This is a genomic window from Stenotrophomonas sp. YJH_SMC_122, from assembly GCF_059369535.1.
The window spans coordinates 121540-134522 of sequence record NZ_JCAFST010000001.1; the positions used below are offsets into that span (position 1 = coordinate 121540).

The 12983-nt window shown below is 66.9% G+C and carries 15 protein-coding genes; 3 read left to right on the plus strand and 12 right to left on the minus strand.

The annotated features are described in order from the left end of the window. Positions 1 to 64: 64 nt before the first annotated feature. The 4 genes from AC5P66_RS00630 to AC5P66_RS00645 all read right to left on the minus strand — a co-directional run bounded on the left by AC5P66_RS00630 (position 65) and on the right by AC5P66_RS00645 (position 3952). Positions 65 to 2356, minus strand: a complete 2292-nt coding sequence (locus tag AC5P66_RS00630; protein WP_049440252.1) for a TonB-dependent receptor — start codon at positions 2354 to 2356, stop codon at positions 65 to 67. A gap of 148 nt (positions 2357 to 2504) precedes the next feature. Continuing rightward, on the minus strand, positions 2505 to 2909 hold the full coding sequence (locus AC5P66_RS00635; RefSeq protein WP_049413176.1) for a hypothetical protein: 405 nt from the start codon (positions 2907 to 2909) through the stop codon (positions 2505 to 2507). Between the two features lie 174 nt (positions 2910 to 3083). Continuing rightward, positions 3084 to 3416 (minus strand): non-heme iron oxygenase ferredoxin subunit, encoded by a 333-nt coding sequence (locus AC5P66_RS00640; protein ID WP_049413175.1) that lies wholly within the window; start codon positions 3414 to 3416, stop codon positions 3084 to 3086. Continuing rightward, positions 3413 to 3952, minus strand: a complete 540-nt coding sequence (locus AC5P66_RS00645; RefSeq protein ID WP_049413172.1) for a GNAT family N-acetyltransferase — start codon at positions 3950 to 3952, stop codon at positions 3413 to 3415. Before AC5P66_RS00645 ends, AC5P66_RS00640 begins: the two co-directional genes overlap by 4 nt. A gap of 162 nt (positions 3953 to 4114) precedes the next feature. Here AC5P66_RS00645 and AC5P66_RS00650 point away from each other — a divergent pair, with 162 nt between their 5' ends. After that, positions 4115 to 4555, plus strand: a complete 441-nt coding sequence (locus AC5P66_RS00650; protein WP_143566445.1) for a hypothetical protein — start codon at positions 4115 to 4117, stop codon at positions 4553 to 4555. Between the two features lie 63 nt (positions 4556 to 4618). Here AC5P66_RS00650 and AC5P66_RS00655 read toward each other — a convergent pair whose 3' ends face one another. From AC5P66_RS00655 to AC5P66_RS00675, 5 genes are all read right to left on the minus strand, one after another. Further along, the gene (locus tag AC5P66_RS00655) at positions 4619 to 5875 is read right to left on the minus strand and encodes a cysteine desulfurase (RefSeq protein ID WP_049414166.1); all 1257 of its coding nucleotides are present in this window, start codon (positions 5873 to 5875) and stop codon (positions 4619 to 4621) included. Then, positions 5872 to 7134 (minus strand): Fe-S cluster assembly protein SufD, encoded by a 1263-nt coding sequence (gene sufD / locus AC5P66_RS00660; RefSeq protein WP_099495214.1) that lies wholly within the window; start codon positions 7132 to 7134, stop codon positions 5872 to 5874. The genes AC5P66_RS00655 and sufD overlap by 4 nt, the downstream gene beginning before the upstream one ends. Then, positions 7134 to 7898, minus strand: a complete 765-nt coding sequence (gene sufC / locus AC5P66_RS00665) for a Fe-S cluster assembly ATPase SufC (protein WP_049414163.1) — start codon at positions 7896 to 7898, stop codon at positions 7134 to 7136. Before sufC ends, sufD begins: the two co-directional genes overlap by 1 nt. 74 nt (positions 7899 to 7972) lie before the next feature. Further along, on the minus strand, positions 7973 to 9448 hold the full coding sequence (gene sufB, locus AC5P66_RS00670) for a Fe-S cluster assembly protein SufB (protein ID WP_049414162.1): 1476 nt from the start codon (positions 9446 to 9448) through the stop codon (positions 7973 to 7975). A gap of 17 nt (positions 9449 to 9465) precedes the next feature. Next, positions 9466 to 9921, minus strand: a complete 456-nt coding sequence (locus AC5P66_RS00675; RefSeq protein ID WP_049414161.1) for an SUF system Fe-S cluster assembly regulator — start codon at positions 9919 to 9921, stop codon at positions 9466 to 9468. 210 nt (positions 9922 to 10131) lie between these two features. Between AC5P66_RS00675 and AC5P66_RS00680 the strand changes: the two genes are divergently transcribed. Next, a complete protein-coding gene (locus AC5P66_RS00680; RefSeq protein ID WP_012479369.1) occupies positions 10132 to 10599 on the plus strand; it encodes an SET domain-containing protein in 468 nt (155 codons plus the stop codon). Between the two features lie 121 nt (positions 10600 to 10720). Continuing rightward, positions 10721 to 11263 (plus strand): type 1 glutamine amidotransferase domain-containing protein, encoded by a 543-nt coding sequence (locus AC5P66_RS00685; protein ID WP_099495215.1) that lies wholly within the window; start codon positions 10721 to 10723, stop codon positions 11261 to 11263. A 72-nt stretch (positions 11264 to 11335) separates the two neighbouring features. On the opposite strand, the gene AC5P66_RS00690 is transcribed toward AC5P66_RS00685, so the two are convergent. From AC5P66_RS00690 to AC5P66_RS00700, 3 genes are all read right to left on the minus strand, one after another. Then, the gene (locus tag AC5P66_RS00690) at positions 11336 to 11932 is read right to left on the minus strand and encodes a YceB family lipoprotein (RefSeq protein WP_049414158.1); all 597 of its coding nucleotides are present in this window, start codon (positions 11930 to 11932) and stop codon (positions 11336 to 11338) included. An 81-nt stretch (positions 11933 to 12013) separates the two neighbouring features. Beyond that, positions 12014 to 12553: a hypothetical protein gene (locus AC5P66_RS00695; RefSeq protein ID WP_099495216.1), complete on the minus strand. Its 540-nt coding sequence runs from the start codon at positions 12551 to 12553 to the stop codon at positions 12014 to 12016. A 56-nt stretch (positions 12554 to 12609) separates the two neighbouring features. Continuing rightward, positions 12610 to 12918 (minus strand): DUF3861 family protein, encoded by a 309-nt coding sequence (locus AC5P66_RS00700; RefSeq protein ID WP_005415605.1) that lies wholly within the window; start codon positions 12916 to 12918, stop codon positions 12610 to 12612. Positions 12919 to 12983 lie beyond the last annotated feature (65 nt).

Sequence of the window (12983 nt, forward strand, 5' to 3'; positions counted from 1 at the left end):
TGAGTATCGCCGGAAACAAAAACGGCGGCAGGAGCGCCTGCCGCCGTGGTGGAGCGAAGCTACATCAGAACTTCACGTTCAGTGCCAGGGTGGCCGAGCGACCCGGGGCGATGCTCGCGTAGTGCGAGGCATAGGCCTTGGTGAAGTAGGTCTTGTCGGTCAGGTTCTGCACGTTGAGCTGCAGGCTGATGTTGTCCTGGATCGCGTAGCTGGCCATCGCGTCGAAGCGGGTGTAGCTCGGGATCCACTTGGTGTTGGCGACATCACCGTACTGCTTGTCCGAGTAGAACGCGCCGGCGCCGAGGGTCAGGCCGATCGGGAAGCGGTAGGTGGTCCACAGGTTGGCGCTGTGCTTGGCAGTGTTCGGGAACACGTTGCCGTTGTAAGGCGACGGCACGTACACGTTGGACGGGCAGGTGCGGCCCACCGGTGCGCCACAGACGAAGCCGTTGTCCTTCAGTTCCGAGTCCAGGTAGGTGTAGCCGCCGTACAGGCTCCAGGCGTCGGTCAGCTGGCCGGTGAAGCCCAGTTCGAAGCCGTTGATTTCCTTCTTGCCGGCGTTCTGGCTGGTGCCGTTGTCGACCGTCACGCGTGCGTTGTTCATCACGGTGTGGAAGATCGCTGCGGTCAGGTTCAGGCGCTGGTCGAAAAGGTCCCACTTGGTGCCCAGTTCGAGGTTCTTCGTGTCCTGCGGCTTGAGGTCGGCCACGGCGGCGCTCAGGCCGTCCGAACCGTCACCACCGTCCATGCCGGGCGGGGTCGAGGAGGTGCCCCACGACAGGTAGATGCTGCCGTTGGCGGCCGGCTTGAACACCACACCGGCCTGGTAGTTCAGGAAGTCGTTGCTGTTGCGCACGCGGGTCGGTGCCTTGCCCGCCACCGGAGTAGTCAGGGTGGTGCGGAAGTCGTCGTAGCGCAGGCCGAGGTTGATCATCCACTGCTCATTGAGCTCGATGGTGTCGAACACGTAGGCCGAGGTGGTCCTGGTGCGCTGCTCGACGTCCAGTGCCTTGTCGCTGCGGTACACCGAATGCGTGGCCGCCCACGGATCGCGCGGATCCGGATGGGCGAAATCGGTGCAGTTGTAACCGGTGGCCGCGCCGGTGGTCGGGCACTTGCTGTTGCCGGTGAGCGGGTTGCTGGTGCCCGGCGTCATCAGGTAGCTGCCGCGGGTCATCTTCTCGTCGCTGTATTCCACGCCAGCGCTGTAGCTGTGCTTGAGCGCGCCGGTCTGGAAGGCGCCGGTCAGGCCCAGCTGGTCGGCGAAGCTCTTGACGTCGACGGCACGACTGTTGGTACGGCGCCACAGGGTGCCGTAGTTGTTCGGGTTGCCCTGGCTGTCGTCCGGCTGGGTCCACAGGTAATCGTTGCTGGTGTTGCCCAGGCGCGCGATGTTGCGCAGCTTGTGACCGCCGAAATCGTAGCTGGCATCGAGGGTGCTGATGTCGGCGCGGGTGCGCTGGAAGTCACGGTCGACCAGGCCGTAGTAGTTGTTGCGGTCCGGCACCATCGGGCGGCCATCGACCCACTTCGAGGCCGGCGCACCGTTCGGGTTGCCATAGGGGAAGCCGCCGGCGTCCGGCAGGTCATCGCTCTGCATGTGGTAGTGGCTGGCGATCAGCTGCGCCGGGCCGTTCAGGCCGAATGCGATCGACGGTGCGACGCCCCAGCGGCTGACATTGGCGGCGTCGCGGCCAGCGATGTCCGATTCGTGCTTCATCAGGTTCAGGCGCGCGGCGATGCCATCGCCCAGCACGTAGTTGGCGTCCACGGTGCCGCGTGCGTAGCTGTCGGTACCGATGCCCATGCTGGCGCTGGTCTCGTTCTTCAGCTTCGGCGTCTTGCTCACCAGGTTCAGGCTGCCACCACCGGAATCACGGCCACCGTAGGCCGAGCTCGGGCCCTTGACCACTTCCACCTGCTCCAGGTCGAAGATTTCGCGGGTCTGCGAGCCGACGTCGCGCAGGCCGTCGACGAAGACGTTGCTCTGCGAATCGAAGCCACGGATGAAGGGGCGGTCGCCGGTCGGGTTGCCGCCTTCGCCGGCACCGAAGGTGATGCCCGGCACCATGCGCAGCGCATCCTGCAGGTTGGTCGCACCGGTTTCGGCGATCAGCTTCTCCGAGACGATCGACACCGACTTGGGGGTGTCCAGCAGTTCGGCGGTGAACTTCGGCGAGGACGGATTGAACCAGCTGCCGCGCACCTGCACCTTGTCCAGGTCGGTGGCCTTGCTGGATGCGGCATCGGCGCTGTCGGCAGCCTGCGCGGCCAGCGGCGCGAAGCCAGCGGCCAGGGTGGCGGTGGCGAGCAGGGATACGCGCGGGGCGTGTTTGCGGGACGTGATGTGGGTCATGGCTATGGGTAGTGGCGTGGATCGGGAAACGGCGAAGGCCGAAGCGCAGACAGCGCGACGACACGTAGAGAGCTTTTCTGTAGAACCGGGCCGATGCCCGGCGATGCGGTGAACGACTTCAGGCGCACGGCAACGGCCGCAGGGCGCCTCAGCCGGCGTGCGGTGCGGGCGGCGCGTGGCCGGGGTTCAATCGCAGTGCGGGATCGTGCAGTTGCCGGCGCAGGGCGTCGGAGCGCCATAGCGGAACATGTGCGACCAGGGGCGCGCGCAGGGGTGCCAGTCCGGTGCAGGGCGTGTTGCCCTCACCCTCAAGCGGCGGCTCCGGTGCAGGTGCAGCATGTTGCGGACATTCGTCTGCCGACGGCGCCGGCAATGGCATGACCTGACGCAACCCTTCGGCATGTGCCTGCCAACCTTGGGCAGTCGGGTCGTTGCTGCGTCCTTCGTGCAGCGCCGACCAGCCCAGCAGCAGCGTCAGCAGCACGGCCACGGCCAGCGGCCACCCCTGGCGGGCGAGCTGGCACAACGTGGCAGTGGGCGCGGGCGAAGCCATGGCGCGAGGGCGGAGTCGTTACGAAGATGTTACGTAGAATAACATCAACGATAATGATTCGCATGTACGGGATGTTGCGGGACGTCGGGGCGGCCGGGGAACGCCCTCGGAAGGCCCTTGCGGGCCTCCTGCAGATCCAGCCCATGGGTGGATACCCCAGGTCGGGGCGCGGCCTCAATCGCGGTCGTCGCGCGTCCAGACGGCGTCGTGTTCGCGCTTCACCGGGAACCTGGGTACCGGCGTGTAGGCCGGGGCGCACAGGGCGCGGCCATCGCGCACGTCGAAGCGCGCACCGTGCAGTACGCACTCCACGCTGCCTTCGGCGGTGTTGAATTCGCCAGAGGACAGCTCGAATTCCTCGTGCGTGCACTGGTCTTCCAGCGCGTACAGCTCGCCGTCGAGGTTGAACACCACGATCGGGGTGCCGGTCACCTCGTCGAACACGCTCTTCATTTCACCGGGCAGCAGCTCGTTGCTGGCGCACACGAAGGTCCAGGTATCGCTCACGCGGCCGCTCCGGCCAGCGGTTTTTCCAGGATCTCGAAGCGCAGGTCGTCGCGCTTGGGGATGCCGAAGCGTTCGTCGCCATACGGGAAGGGTTTCTTGATGCCGGTCCGCTGGTAGCCACGACGCTCGTAGAAGGCGATCAGTTCGTCGCGTACGTCGATCACCGTCATCTGCATCACCGGCACGTTCCATTCGCGTGCGGCGTGGGCTTCGGCGGCGTCCATCAGCTGCTTGCCGACGCCGCCGCCCTGCTGCGCCGGATCGACCGAGAACATGCCGAAGTAGCCCTTGCCGTCGACATCGGCAACGTGGGCGCAGGCGACAAGAAGGCCATCGCGCTCGGCCAGCAGGATGGTGGAGCGCGGGCGGTCCAGGTCGGACTGGATGCCTTCGGCGTCGATGCGGGCGCCATCCAGCAGGTCGGCTTCGGTGGTCCAGCCCACGCGGCTGGCGTCGCCCCGGTAGGCCGAGGTGACGAGGGCGATCAGGGCGGGGATGTCGGCCGGCGTGGCGGCGCGGAAGGTCAGGGTGCTCATGGGCCCATTCTAGGTGGGGTGTGGGCGGGCGCAAATGGGGGGAGGAGGCAGATCCCTTTCGCAACGCGGAGGAGTTCTGCCCCGGAGCACCGGCTATGCTCGGCGTTCATCGCTTTCCCGCAGGAGGCAGGAATGGATTGGCAAGGCGGAGACGGGGGCGCCATGAAGGTCGCTACGCTCGGCATGATCGTGGTGATGTCGATCCTGCTCGCGTGCACGGATGCCTCCGTCGTGGGCAGGAACGTTTCCTTCAACAGTTTTGCCTGCCCCGGGTTCAACCCGGCACGTGCGCTTCCTGTCGCCCTGGAGGAACTGCGTGCGCACCCTGTCCGCTACCAGGGCCGCCTGGTCAGGGTGCGGGGTGCCTACGTCGAAGGCTGGGAAATGTCGGCGCTGCATCCGGGACCCCCGGTACGTGGCCCGTGGGCGGCAGACGGCATCTGGGTGGAGGGAATCGCGCCGGTGACGTTGCCGACGGAGCAGGCTTTTGAAATGACCGGGATCGTGTCGGCGGCGCGACCGGATGCGGTGAGCGGCAAGGGGCATCTTGGCCAGTGGCCTGCCGAACTATGTGTGTCGTCGGTGCGGCGGCTGCAGGAGTGATCGGGTAGTTGGGGTCAGAGCCCTTTCGCATCGCGAAAGGGATCTGACCCCGGTCTTCCGGGGTTACCCCAACAGTTTGCGCACCTTGGTAAGCGCGGCCATGAAGCGCTCGATCTCGGCATGCGTGTTGTAGAACGCCAGCGAGGCACGGCAGGTGGCGGCGACGCCGAAGTACTGCAGCAGCGGGTGTGCGCAGTGCTGGCCCGATCGCACGGCCACGCCTTCCAGGTCGAGCAGGGTGGCCAGGTCGTGGGCATGCGCGCCATCGATCAGGAACGAGACCACGGCGGCCTTCTCCGGTGCCTGGCCGATGATGCGCAGGCCATCGACGCGGCGCAGCTCTTCGGTGAAGTGCGCCAGCAGTTCGGCTTCGCGCGCTTCCACGTTGTCCTGGCCAAGCTGCTGCAGGTAGTCGGCGGCCACGCCCAGGCCGATGAAACCGGCGATGTTCGGGGTGCCGGCTTCGAACTTGTGCGGGGCGTCGTTGAACACGGTGCCGTCGAAGCTGACTTCCTTGATCATCTCGCCGCCGCCGAGGAACGGTGGCATCGCGTCCAGGTGCTCGCGACGGGCCCACAGCGCGCCGGTACCGGTCGGGCCACACATCTTGTGGCCGGTGATGGCGTAGAAGTCGCAGCCGATCGCGGCCACGTCGACCTTGCGGTGCGGCACCGCCTGCGAGCCATCGACCACGGTGATGATGCCGCGCTTGCGCGCTTCACGGCAGATCTCGCGCACCGGGTTGACCGTGCCGAGCACATTGGAAACGTGGGTGACCGCCAGCAGCTTGACCTCGGGGGTCATCGCCGCGCGCAGCGCATCCAGGTCCAGCGCGCCGTCAGGCGTGATCTCGGCCACGCGGATGGTGGCACCGGTACGCTGCGCGACCAGCTGCCACGGCACGATGTTGGCGTGGTGCTCCATGCGTGACACCAGGATCACGTCGCCGGCCTTCAGCCGCGGCAGCGCCCACGAATACGCCACCAGGTTGATGGCGAAGGTGGTGCCGCTGCACAGCACCAGGTCGCTGGGGCGCACGTTGAGGAAGCGCGCCAGTGTGTTGCGCGCACCTTCGTAGGCATCGGTGGCTTCGCTGCCCAGTGCATGCACCGCGCGGCTGACGTTGGCGTTGTAACGGCGGTAGAACTCGTCCACCGCGCCGATCACCTGCACCGGCTTCTGGCCGGTGTTGGCATTGTCGAAATAGACCAGCGGCTTGCCGTGTACTTCGCGCATCAGCAGCGGGAAGTCGAGGCGGACGCGGTCCCAGTCGGGGGCGCCGGTGCGTTCTTCGATCGGGCGCGGCGTGGACAGGTTCATGCCACACCCGCCTCGGCCAAGGCCTTGTCCAGGCGGCGTGCCAGCTGCGCACGCAGCGCGTCCGGCAGGATCTTCAGCGGTTCATGGCAGAACGCAGCGCTCAGCAGCGCCTGCGCCTGGGCCTGCGGCAGGCCGCGCGAGCGCAGGTAGAACAGCGCATTGGCATCGAGCTGGCCAACGGTCGCGCCGTGCGCCGCCTTCACTTCATCGGCGTCGATCACCAGCGTCGGCTGGGTGTCGATCTCGGCGTCGGCCGACAGCAGCAGGTTCTTGTTGGACAGGTTCGCGTCGGTGCCATCGGCACCTTCGCGGATCTGGATGCCACCATGGAACACCACGCGGCTGCGGTTGGCGGCAACGCCGCGCCACAGCAGTTCGCAGGCGGTATCGCGGGCGATGTGGTCGATGCCGAGGCGGGTTTCGACGTGGCGGCGGCCATTGCCGAGCAGCACGCCGTTGGCGGTCAGCTGGGCGTTGTCGCCTTCCAGTCGCACGTTCAGTTCATGGCGGCTGAGCGCGGCGCCCAGTTCCAGGTCGACGCGGTGGTACTGCGCGTCGCGGGCCAGCACGGCGTCGGTGCGCAGGAAGCTGGTCTGGCGCGCGCTGCCGGCCTGCACGCGGGCGTGCTTGAGCACGGCATCGCGGGCGACGTGGGCATGCAGCACGGTGTTGTCCAGGTGGGTGGAATCACCGACGCTGAAGCGGTGCTCGACCACGCCGAGGCTGGCGCCGGCACGCAGTTCGATCAGGTGGCGGTGATGCCAGGCCAGGTCGGTCTCGCCGGCCACACTGGCGAACACCAGCTGCAGCGGCGCTTCGACCTGCGCGCCTTCATCCACGTGCAGCACCACGCCTTCATCGGCCAGCGCGGCGTTGAGGCGGGCGAAGATCTCCTCGCTGCGCTCGTAGCGGCGGCCAAGGAAACGCACCGCGTCTTCGCCGGAGGCCAGTGCGGCCGACAGCGGCTGCAGCTGCACGCCGGCCGGCAGGGCCTGCACGTCGCTCAGCGCGGCATCCAGGCGGCCGTTGACGAACACCAGGCGCGGTGCCGGGATGTCGTCCAGCAGCGCGGCGTCCAGCGCCGGGCCCTGCAGCGGTGCCGCAGCAAACGCACGGCGTTCCAGCTGGCGCAGCGAGGTGTACTTCCAGGCTTCATTGCGGGCGGCCGGCAGGCCGTCGCGCAGGGCCGCATCCAGCACTTCGCGGCGCGCATCGCTGCCGCAGAAGGCCTGGGCCATCGAGTCGAGCAGGGCGCTCATCAGACCGCCGCCTCGGGCACGACCCGGTCCTTCAGGAAATCATAGCCGTGCGCTTCCAGTTCCAGCGCCAGTTCGGGGCCGCCGCTCTTGACGATGCGGCCATCGGCCAGCACGTGCACCACGTCCGGCTTGATGTAGTCCAGCAGGCGCTGGTAATGGGTGATGACCAGGAACGAACGGTCGGCGGCGCGCAGCGCATTGACACCGTCGGCCACGCTCTTCAGCGCGTCGATGTCCAGGCCCGAATCGGTCTCGTCGAGGATCGCCAGCTTCGGTTCCAGCACGGCCAGCTGGAAGATCTCGTTGCGCTTCTTCTCGCCACCGGAGAAGCCTTCGTTGACGCCACGATGCAGCAGTTCGTCCTTCAGGTGCAGCACGGCCAGCTTCTGGCGCACCAGCTTGAGGAACTGCATGGAGTCGAGTTCGTCCTCGCCGCGCGCCTTGCGCTGGGCGTTCAGTGCCGCGCGCAGGAAGTAGGTGTTGTTCACGCCCGGGATCTCCACCGGGTACTGGAACGCCAGGAACAGGCCGGCGGCGGCACGTGCTTCCGGGTCCTGCTCCAGCAGGTCGACGCCGTCGAACTGCACGCTGCCTTCGGTCACTTCGTAGCCGTCGCGGCCGGCCAGGACATTGCCCAGGGTGGACTTGCCGGCGCCGTTGGGGCCCATGATGGCGTGCACCTGGCCGGGCTTCACGTCCAGCGAGAGGCCCTTGAGGATTTCCTTGTCGCCGATGCGGGCGTGGAGATTGTCGATCTTCAGCATGGTGGGGGTTTCCGTGGGGCGGGCCAGGGCCCGCCGGTAAAGAGAATGCGTTTGCGAGGGGCAGGGGCGGGCGGTCAGCCCACCGAACCTTCCAGCGAGACTTCCAGCAGCTTCTTGGCTTCCACTGCGAACTCCATCGGCAGTTCGCGGAACACCTGCTTGCAGAAGCCGTCGACGATCATCGACACCGCGTCTTCCTGGCTGATGCCACGGGCGCGGCAGTAGAACAGCTGGTCGTCGGAAATCTTCGAGGTGGTGGCCTCGTGCTCGACGGTGGCGCCCGGGTTCTTCACCTCGATGTAGGGGAAGGTGTGGGCGCCGCACTGCTTGCCGATCAGCAGCGAATCGCACTGGGTGTAGTTGCGCGCGCCGTCGGCGTTGCGGTCCACACGCACCAGGCCGCGATAGGTGTTCTGGCCGCGGCCGGCGCTGATGCCCTTGCTGACGATCTTGCTCTTGGTGCGCTTGCCGACGTGGATCATCTTGGTGCCGGTGTCGGCCTGCTGGCGGTGATGGGTCAGCGCGACCGAGTGGAACTCACCGACCGAATCGTCGCCCAGCAGCACGCACGAGGGGTACTTCCAGGTGATCGCCGAGCCGGTCTCGACCTGGGTCCAGGTGACCTTGCTGCGCGCGCCGCGGCATTCGGCACGCTTGGTGACGAAGTTGTAGATGCCGCCGACGCCGTTCTCGTCGCCCGGGTACCAGTTCTGCACCGTGGAGTACTTGATCTCCGCGTCTTCCAGTGCCACCAGTTCGACCACCGCAGCGTGCAGCTGGTTCTCATCGCGCATCGGCGCGGTGCAGCCTTCCAGGTAGGAGACGTAGGCCTTGTCCTCGCACACGATCAGGGTGCGCTCGAACTGGCCGGTGTGGCCGGCGTTGATGCGGAAGTAGGTGCTCAGTTCCATCGGGCAGCGCACGCCCCTGGGAATGAACACGAAGCTGCCATCGGAGAACACCGCCGAGTTGAGCGCGGCGAAGTAGTTGTCACCCACCGGCACCACGGTGCCCAGGTACTGGCGCACCAGCTCCGGGTGTTCCTTGATGGCCTCGGACATCGAGCAGAAGATGATGCCCTTCTCGGCCAGTTCCTTGCGGAAGGTGGTACCGACGGAGACCGAGTCGAACACCGCGTCCACCGCCACGCCAGCCAGCTTGGCGCGCTCGTGCAATGGCACGCCCAGCTTGTCGTAGGTGTCGAGCAGTTCCTTCGGCACGTCGTCCAGCGAGGCGTACTTCGGGCCCTTCGGCGCGGAGTAGTAGCTGAGCGCCTGCAGGTCGATCGGGGCGATCTCCAGCTTGGCCCAGTCCGGCATCGGCATGGTCAGGAAGTGGCGGTAGGCGTCCAGGCGCCACTGCGTCATCCACTCCGGCTCGTCCTTCTTGGCCGACAGGGCACGGATGGTGTCTTCGTCCAGGCCCGGCGGCAGGGAGTCCGACTCGATCTCGGTGATGAAGCCAGCCGAATACTTGCGGCCGAGCTGCTCGTGGATCTCGCGGTTGGGGGTGTCGTCGTGGGCGACGTTTTCGATGGTTTCGGTGGCCATGGGGGGCTGCCTGTGGATCAGGAGACGACGTCGACAGCGATGGTGCGGCGCTGTTCGTCATCGGCAAGGGGAAGGGGGGGCAGGATCTGCGCAAGACTGACGTCGCGCAGGGCCTCGGAGACCACGTCGTTGATCAACCGCCAGCTGCTGCGCGCGCCGCACTTGGGGGCCATGCCGCACTGGTGGTGGTCGTGGCTGCATTCGGTCAGGGCCAGCGGCCCTTCCATCGCTTCGACCACTTCGAACAGCGAGATCTCGATGGCCGGGCGGGTCAGCCGGTAGCCGCCACGGACGCCGCGCAGGCCTTCGACCAGGCCGGCCTGGGCCAGCGGCTTGAGTACCTTGCTGACGGTGGGCGGCTCCAGGCCGGTGAATTCGGCCAGTTCGGTGGCACTGAGCACCTCGCCCGGACGGGCGGCGAGCACGGTCAGCACGACAGTGGCGTAATCGGTGAGCTTGGTGACGCGCAACATGGGGATGCGAGTGGTTCTTAAAGCGGACTGAAATTGTACGCTTTTATTCGCCACCATCCAACCCGGGCATTCAGCCGGCGCTGGGGCCGGGCTGGCAGGCTCTGCCGGCGGGCGCTGCCGGGGCGCCATGCTGCGCCAACCGGGTGATTTTCGCAATCACCCGGAATGGGCGAGAATCCCTGTTCCATTCGCTGCAAACAGCCCGTGCCGATGCCGAAGAAGATCCAAGCCCGCAAGTCCGCCATCCATGGCAATGGCGTGTTCGCCGTCGCCCCGATCAAGCAGGGCGAGCGCGTGATCCAGTACAAGGGCCTGCTGCGCAGCCACGGCGACGTTGATGCCGATGACAGCGGCGATGTCGAAAGCGGCCATACCTTCCTGTTCACCCTCAATGACGACTGGGTGATCGATGCCAACTACAAGGGCAACGACGCGCGCTGGATCAACCACAGCTGCGACCCGAACTGCGAGGCGGTGATCGAGGAAGATGAGGACGGCGACAGCCGCGGCGACAAGGTGTTCATCGAGGCGCTGCGCGATATCAAGGCTGGCGAGGAGCTGACCTACAACTACGGCATCACCCTGGCCGAGCGTCACACCGCCAAGTTGAAGAAGATTTGGGAATGCCGCTGCGGCTCGCCCAAGTGCACCGGCACCATGCTGCAGCCCAAGCGCTGATCCTTCCGGTAGTGCCGGCCGCTGGCCGGCAGGGGTCCTCTCCACCTGCCGTGCACGGCAGGGTCACCGCCGTGCAAGGGCCGTTCGTCCACGCTGTGCACTCCCCAACTGGAGTGCACCCATGGCAGAGCGATTGAAGGGCAAGCAGATCGCAATCCTCGCGACCCACGGCTTTGAACAGTCCGAATTGACCGAGCCCAAACGGCTGCTGGAAGCGGAAGGCGCGCGCGTCAGCGTGGTGTCGCCCGCAAAGGAAGCGACCATCAAGGGCTGGAAGGAGAAGAACTGGGGCGACGCCGTCGCGGTCGACATTCCGCTGGACGAGGCGGATCCGGCGGGCTTTGATGCCCTGGTGCTGCCCGGAGGCGTCATCAATCCGGACACACTGCGCACCGACGACGCGGTACTCAGCTTCATCCGCTCAGTGGATGAAGCCGGCAAGCCCGTCGCGGCGATCTGCCATGGCCCATGGCTGCTGATCAACAGCGGGCTGGCAGATGGCCGCCAGCTGACCTCCTGGCCCTCCCTTCAGCAGGACCTGGCCAACGCAGGTGCGAACTGGCGCGATGCCGAGGTCGTGGTCGACGGCAACGTGATCACCAGCCGCAAGCCGGATGACATTCCCGCCTTCAGCGAGGCGGTGGTCAAGGCACTTGCCGCGTGATGCCTTGCCGGTAGTGCCGGCCGCTGGCCGGCACACAAGTGACAAGCGTGCCGGCCAGCGGCCGGCACTCCCTTATTTGCCCAGCAGGCCTGCCGGCACCAGGTTGCCCAGGTTCTGGTTGAAGGTGACCACCAGCTTGCCGTTCTTCACCTGTGCCGCCTGCACCTGCAGCGCGCCGAGCACCCCGGCCACGGCCGGGTCCAGCTTGTAGATCGGTTCGCGCTGGGCGTAGTCGCTCAGCCAGGCATTGAGCAGGCCACGGGTGCGTGAGTCGAGGCGGCCGCCCTGGTTGGCCGGGGTGAAGTCGTCCACGCTGGGCTGCTGCAGGTGAAAGCCCTGGGTCTGCGCGTCGTAGCGCAGGCCGCTGCTGAGCTTCACCGTACCCAGTCTGGCCGGGTTGCCGCCGGCGGTGGCCAGTGCCACGTCCATGCCCAGGTTCAAGCGCTCGCCGGCCGGAAGGCTCAGCTGAGGATGGCTCATGGTCAGGGAGATCAGGCCGCCAAGGGCGTCCTGGGTGCGCGGGAAGCTGCCATCGAGGTACTGCTGGACGTCGCTGGCACCCACCGACAGTTCGCGGCCGGAAATGGAGGGAGCCGCCTGCGCGCCGATCGCAGCGGCGATCAGTACGGTGGAGGCAGCGAGGCGGGTCATCAGGGAACGCAGGCGCATGGCGGTGACCGATGGCAGGGAATGGATGGATCAAAGAGTAGCCGTGCAGGCTGAATCGCGCGTGCATGCGGTTGTAACGGTTCAGTCCAGCATTGGACGCAGTTGCGCCGACTGGATCTGCCAGGCGCTGCCGTCGCTGCTGGGTTGCACGCGGTACCAGCCACCGAAGCGGAACGTACCGTTGGCGGTGACTGCGCGGATCTGCACCGGCACCTCAAGCAGCTGCGGTGGCTGCCGATCGTCGCGGGCGACCGGGGGATCGCTTTGTAGGCGCAGGGTACGCAGGTCCTGCAGCTGCCGCAGCGCGGCGTCGTCCGCATGCCGCGGGTCGCTGGGCGGGATCGTCCAGGCGGCATCGCTGGCGGCGCGGTCGCGGTTGAGCAACGCCGCTACGTAGCGGTTGAGCATCGTCGATGGCGGCTCGGCATCGTCGGCGACAGCAGACAGCACCGGCATTTCACTTGCCTGCACTGCTGCGGGATCGGGGCCGGTGCGGGTGTCCGCCGCTGCGGTGGCAGCGACGGGAGCAGACGCTGCCGCGATGTCGCCGGTCGTCTGTGCTGCCGGGCGTGAACAGCCCAGCAGCACCAGGGGTGCGATCAGCAACAGGATCCTGCGCATGTCTGCCTCCTCCCCGAGGCAACCTGGAGGGCGGCAGTGTAGCGATTGCGCCGGGATCAGCGGGAGGAGGGCAGCTGATCCAGAGCGTCCAGCGCTGGCAGGACCTGGCCGGCGATGGCCGCCAGTGCGTGGCCGCCGGTCTCGGCATGGCGCTGCACGATATCGCGCAGCAGCTGGGTGGCGATCACCAGGGTCGCACGCTCGTCGCCGCTGATACCGGCGGTACGCGGGGCCGCCTCCAGCAGGCGCATCAGGTCGCGGCTGGCGCGATGCTCCAGTTCGATGGTGCAGCGCCCTGTGCACTGCAGCCCGTCCTTTTCGATGGGGGTCACCGAGATCCGGTAGCGGGTGGAGGGGCTGGCCATGAGGGTGTGCTCGCCGTAGCTGTGGAGGATGTGCCCACCATAGGCAAGGCCACGGCCTGAGGCGA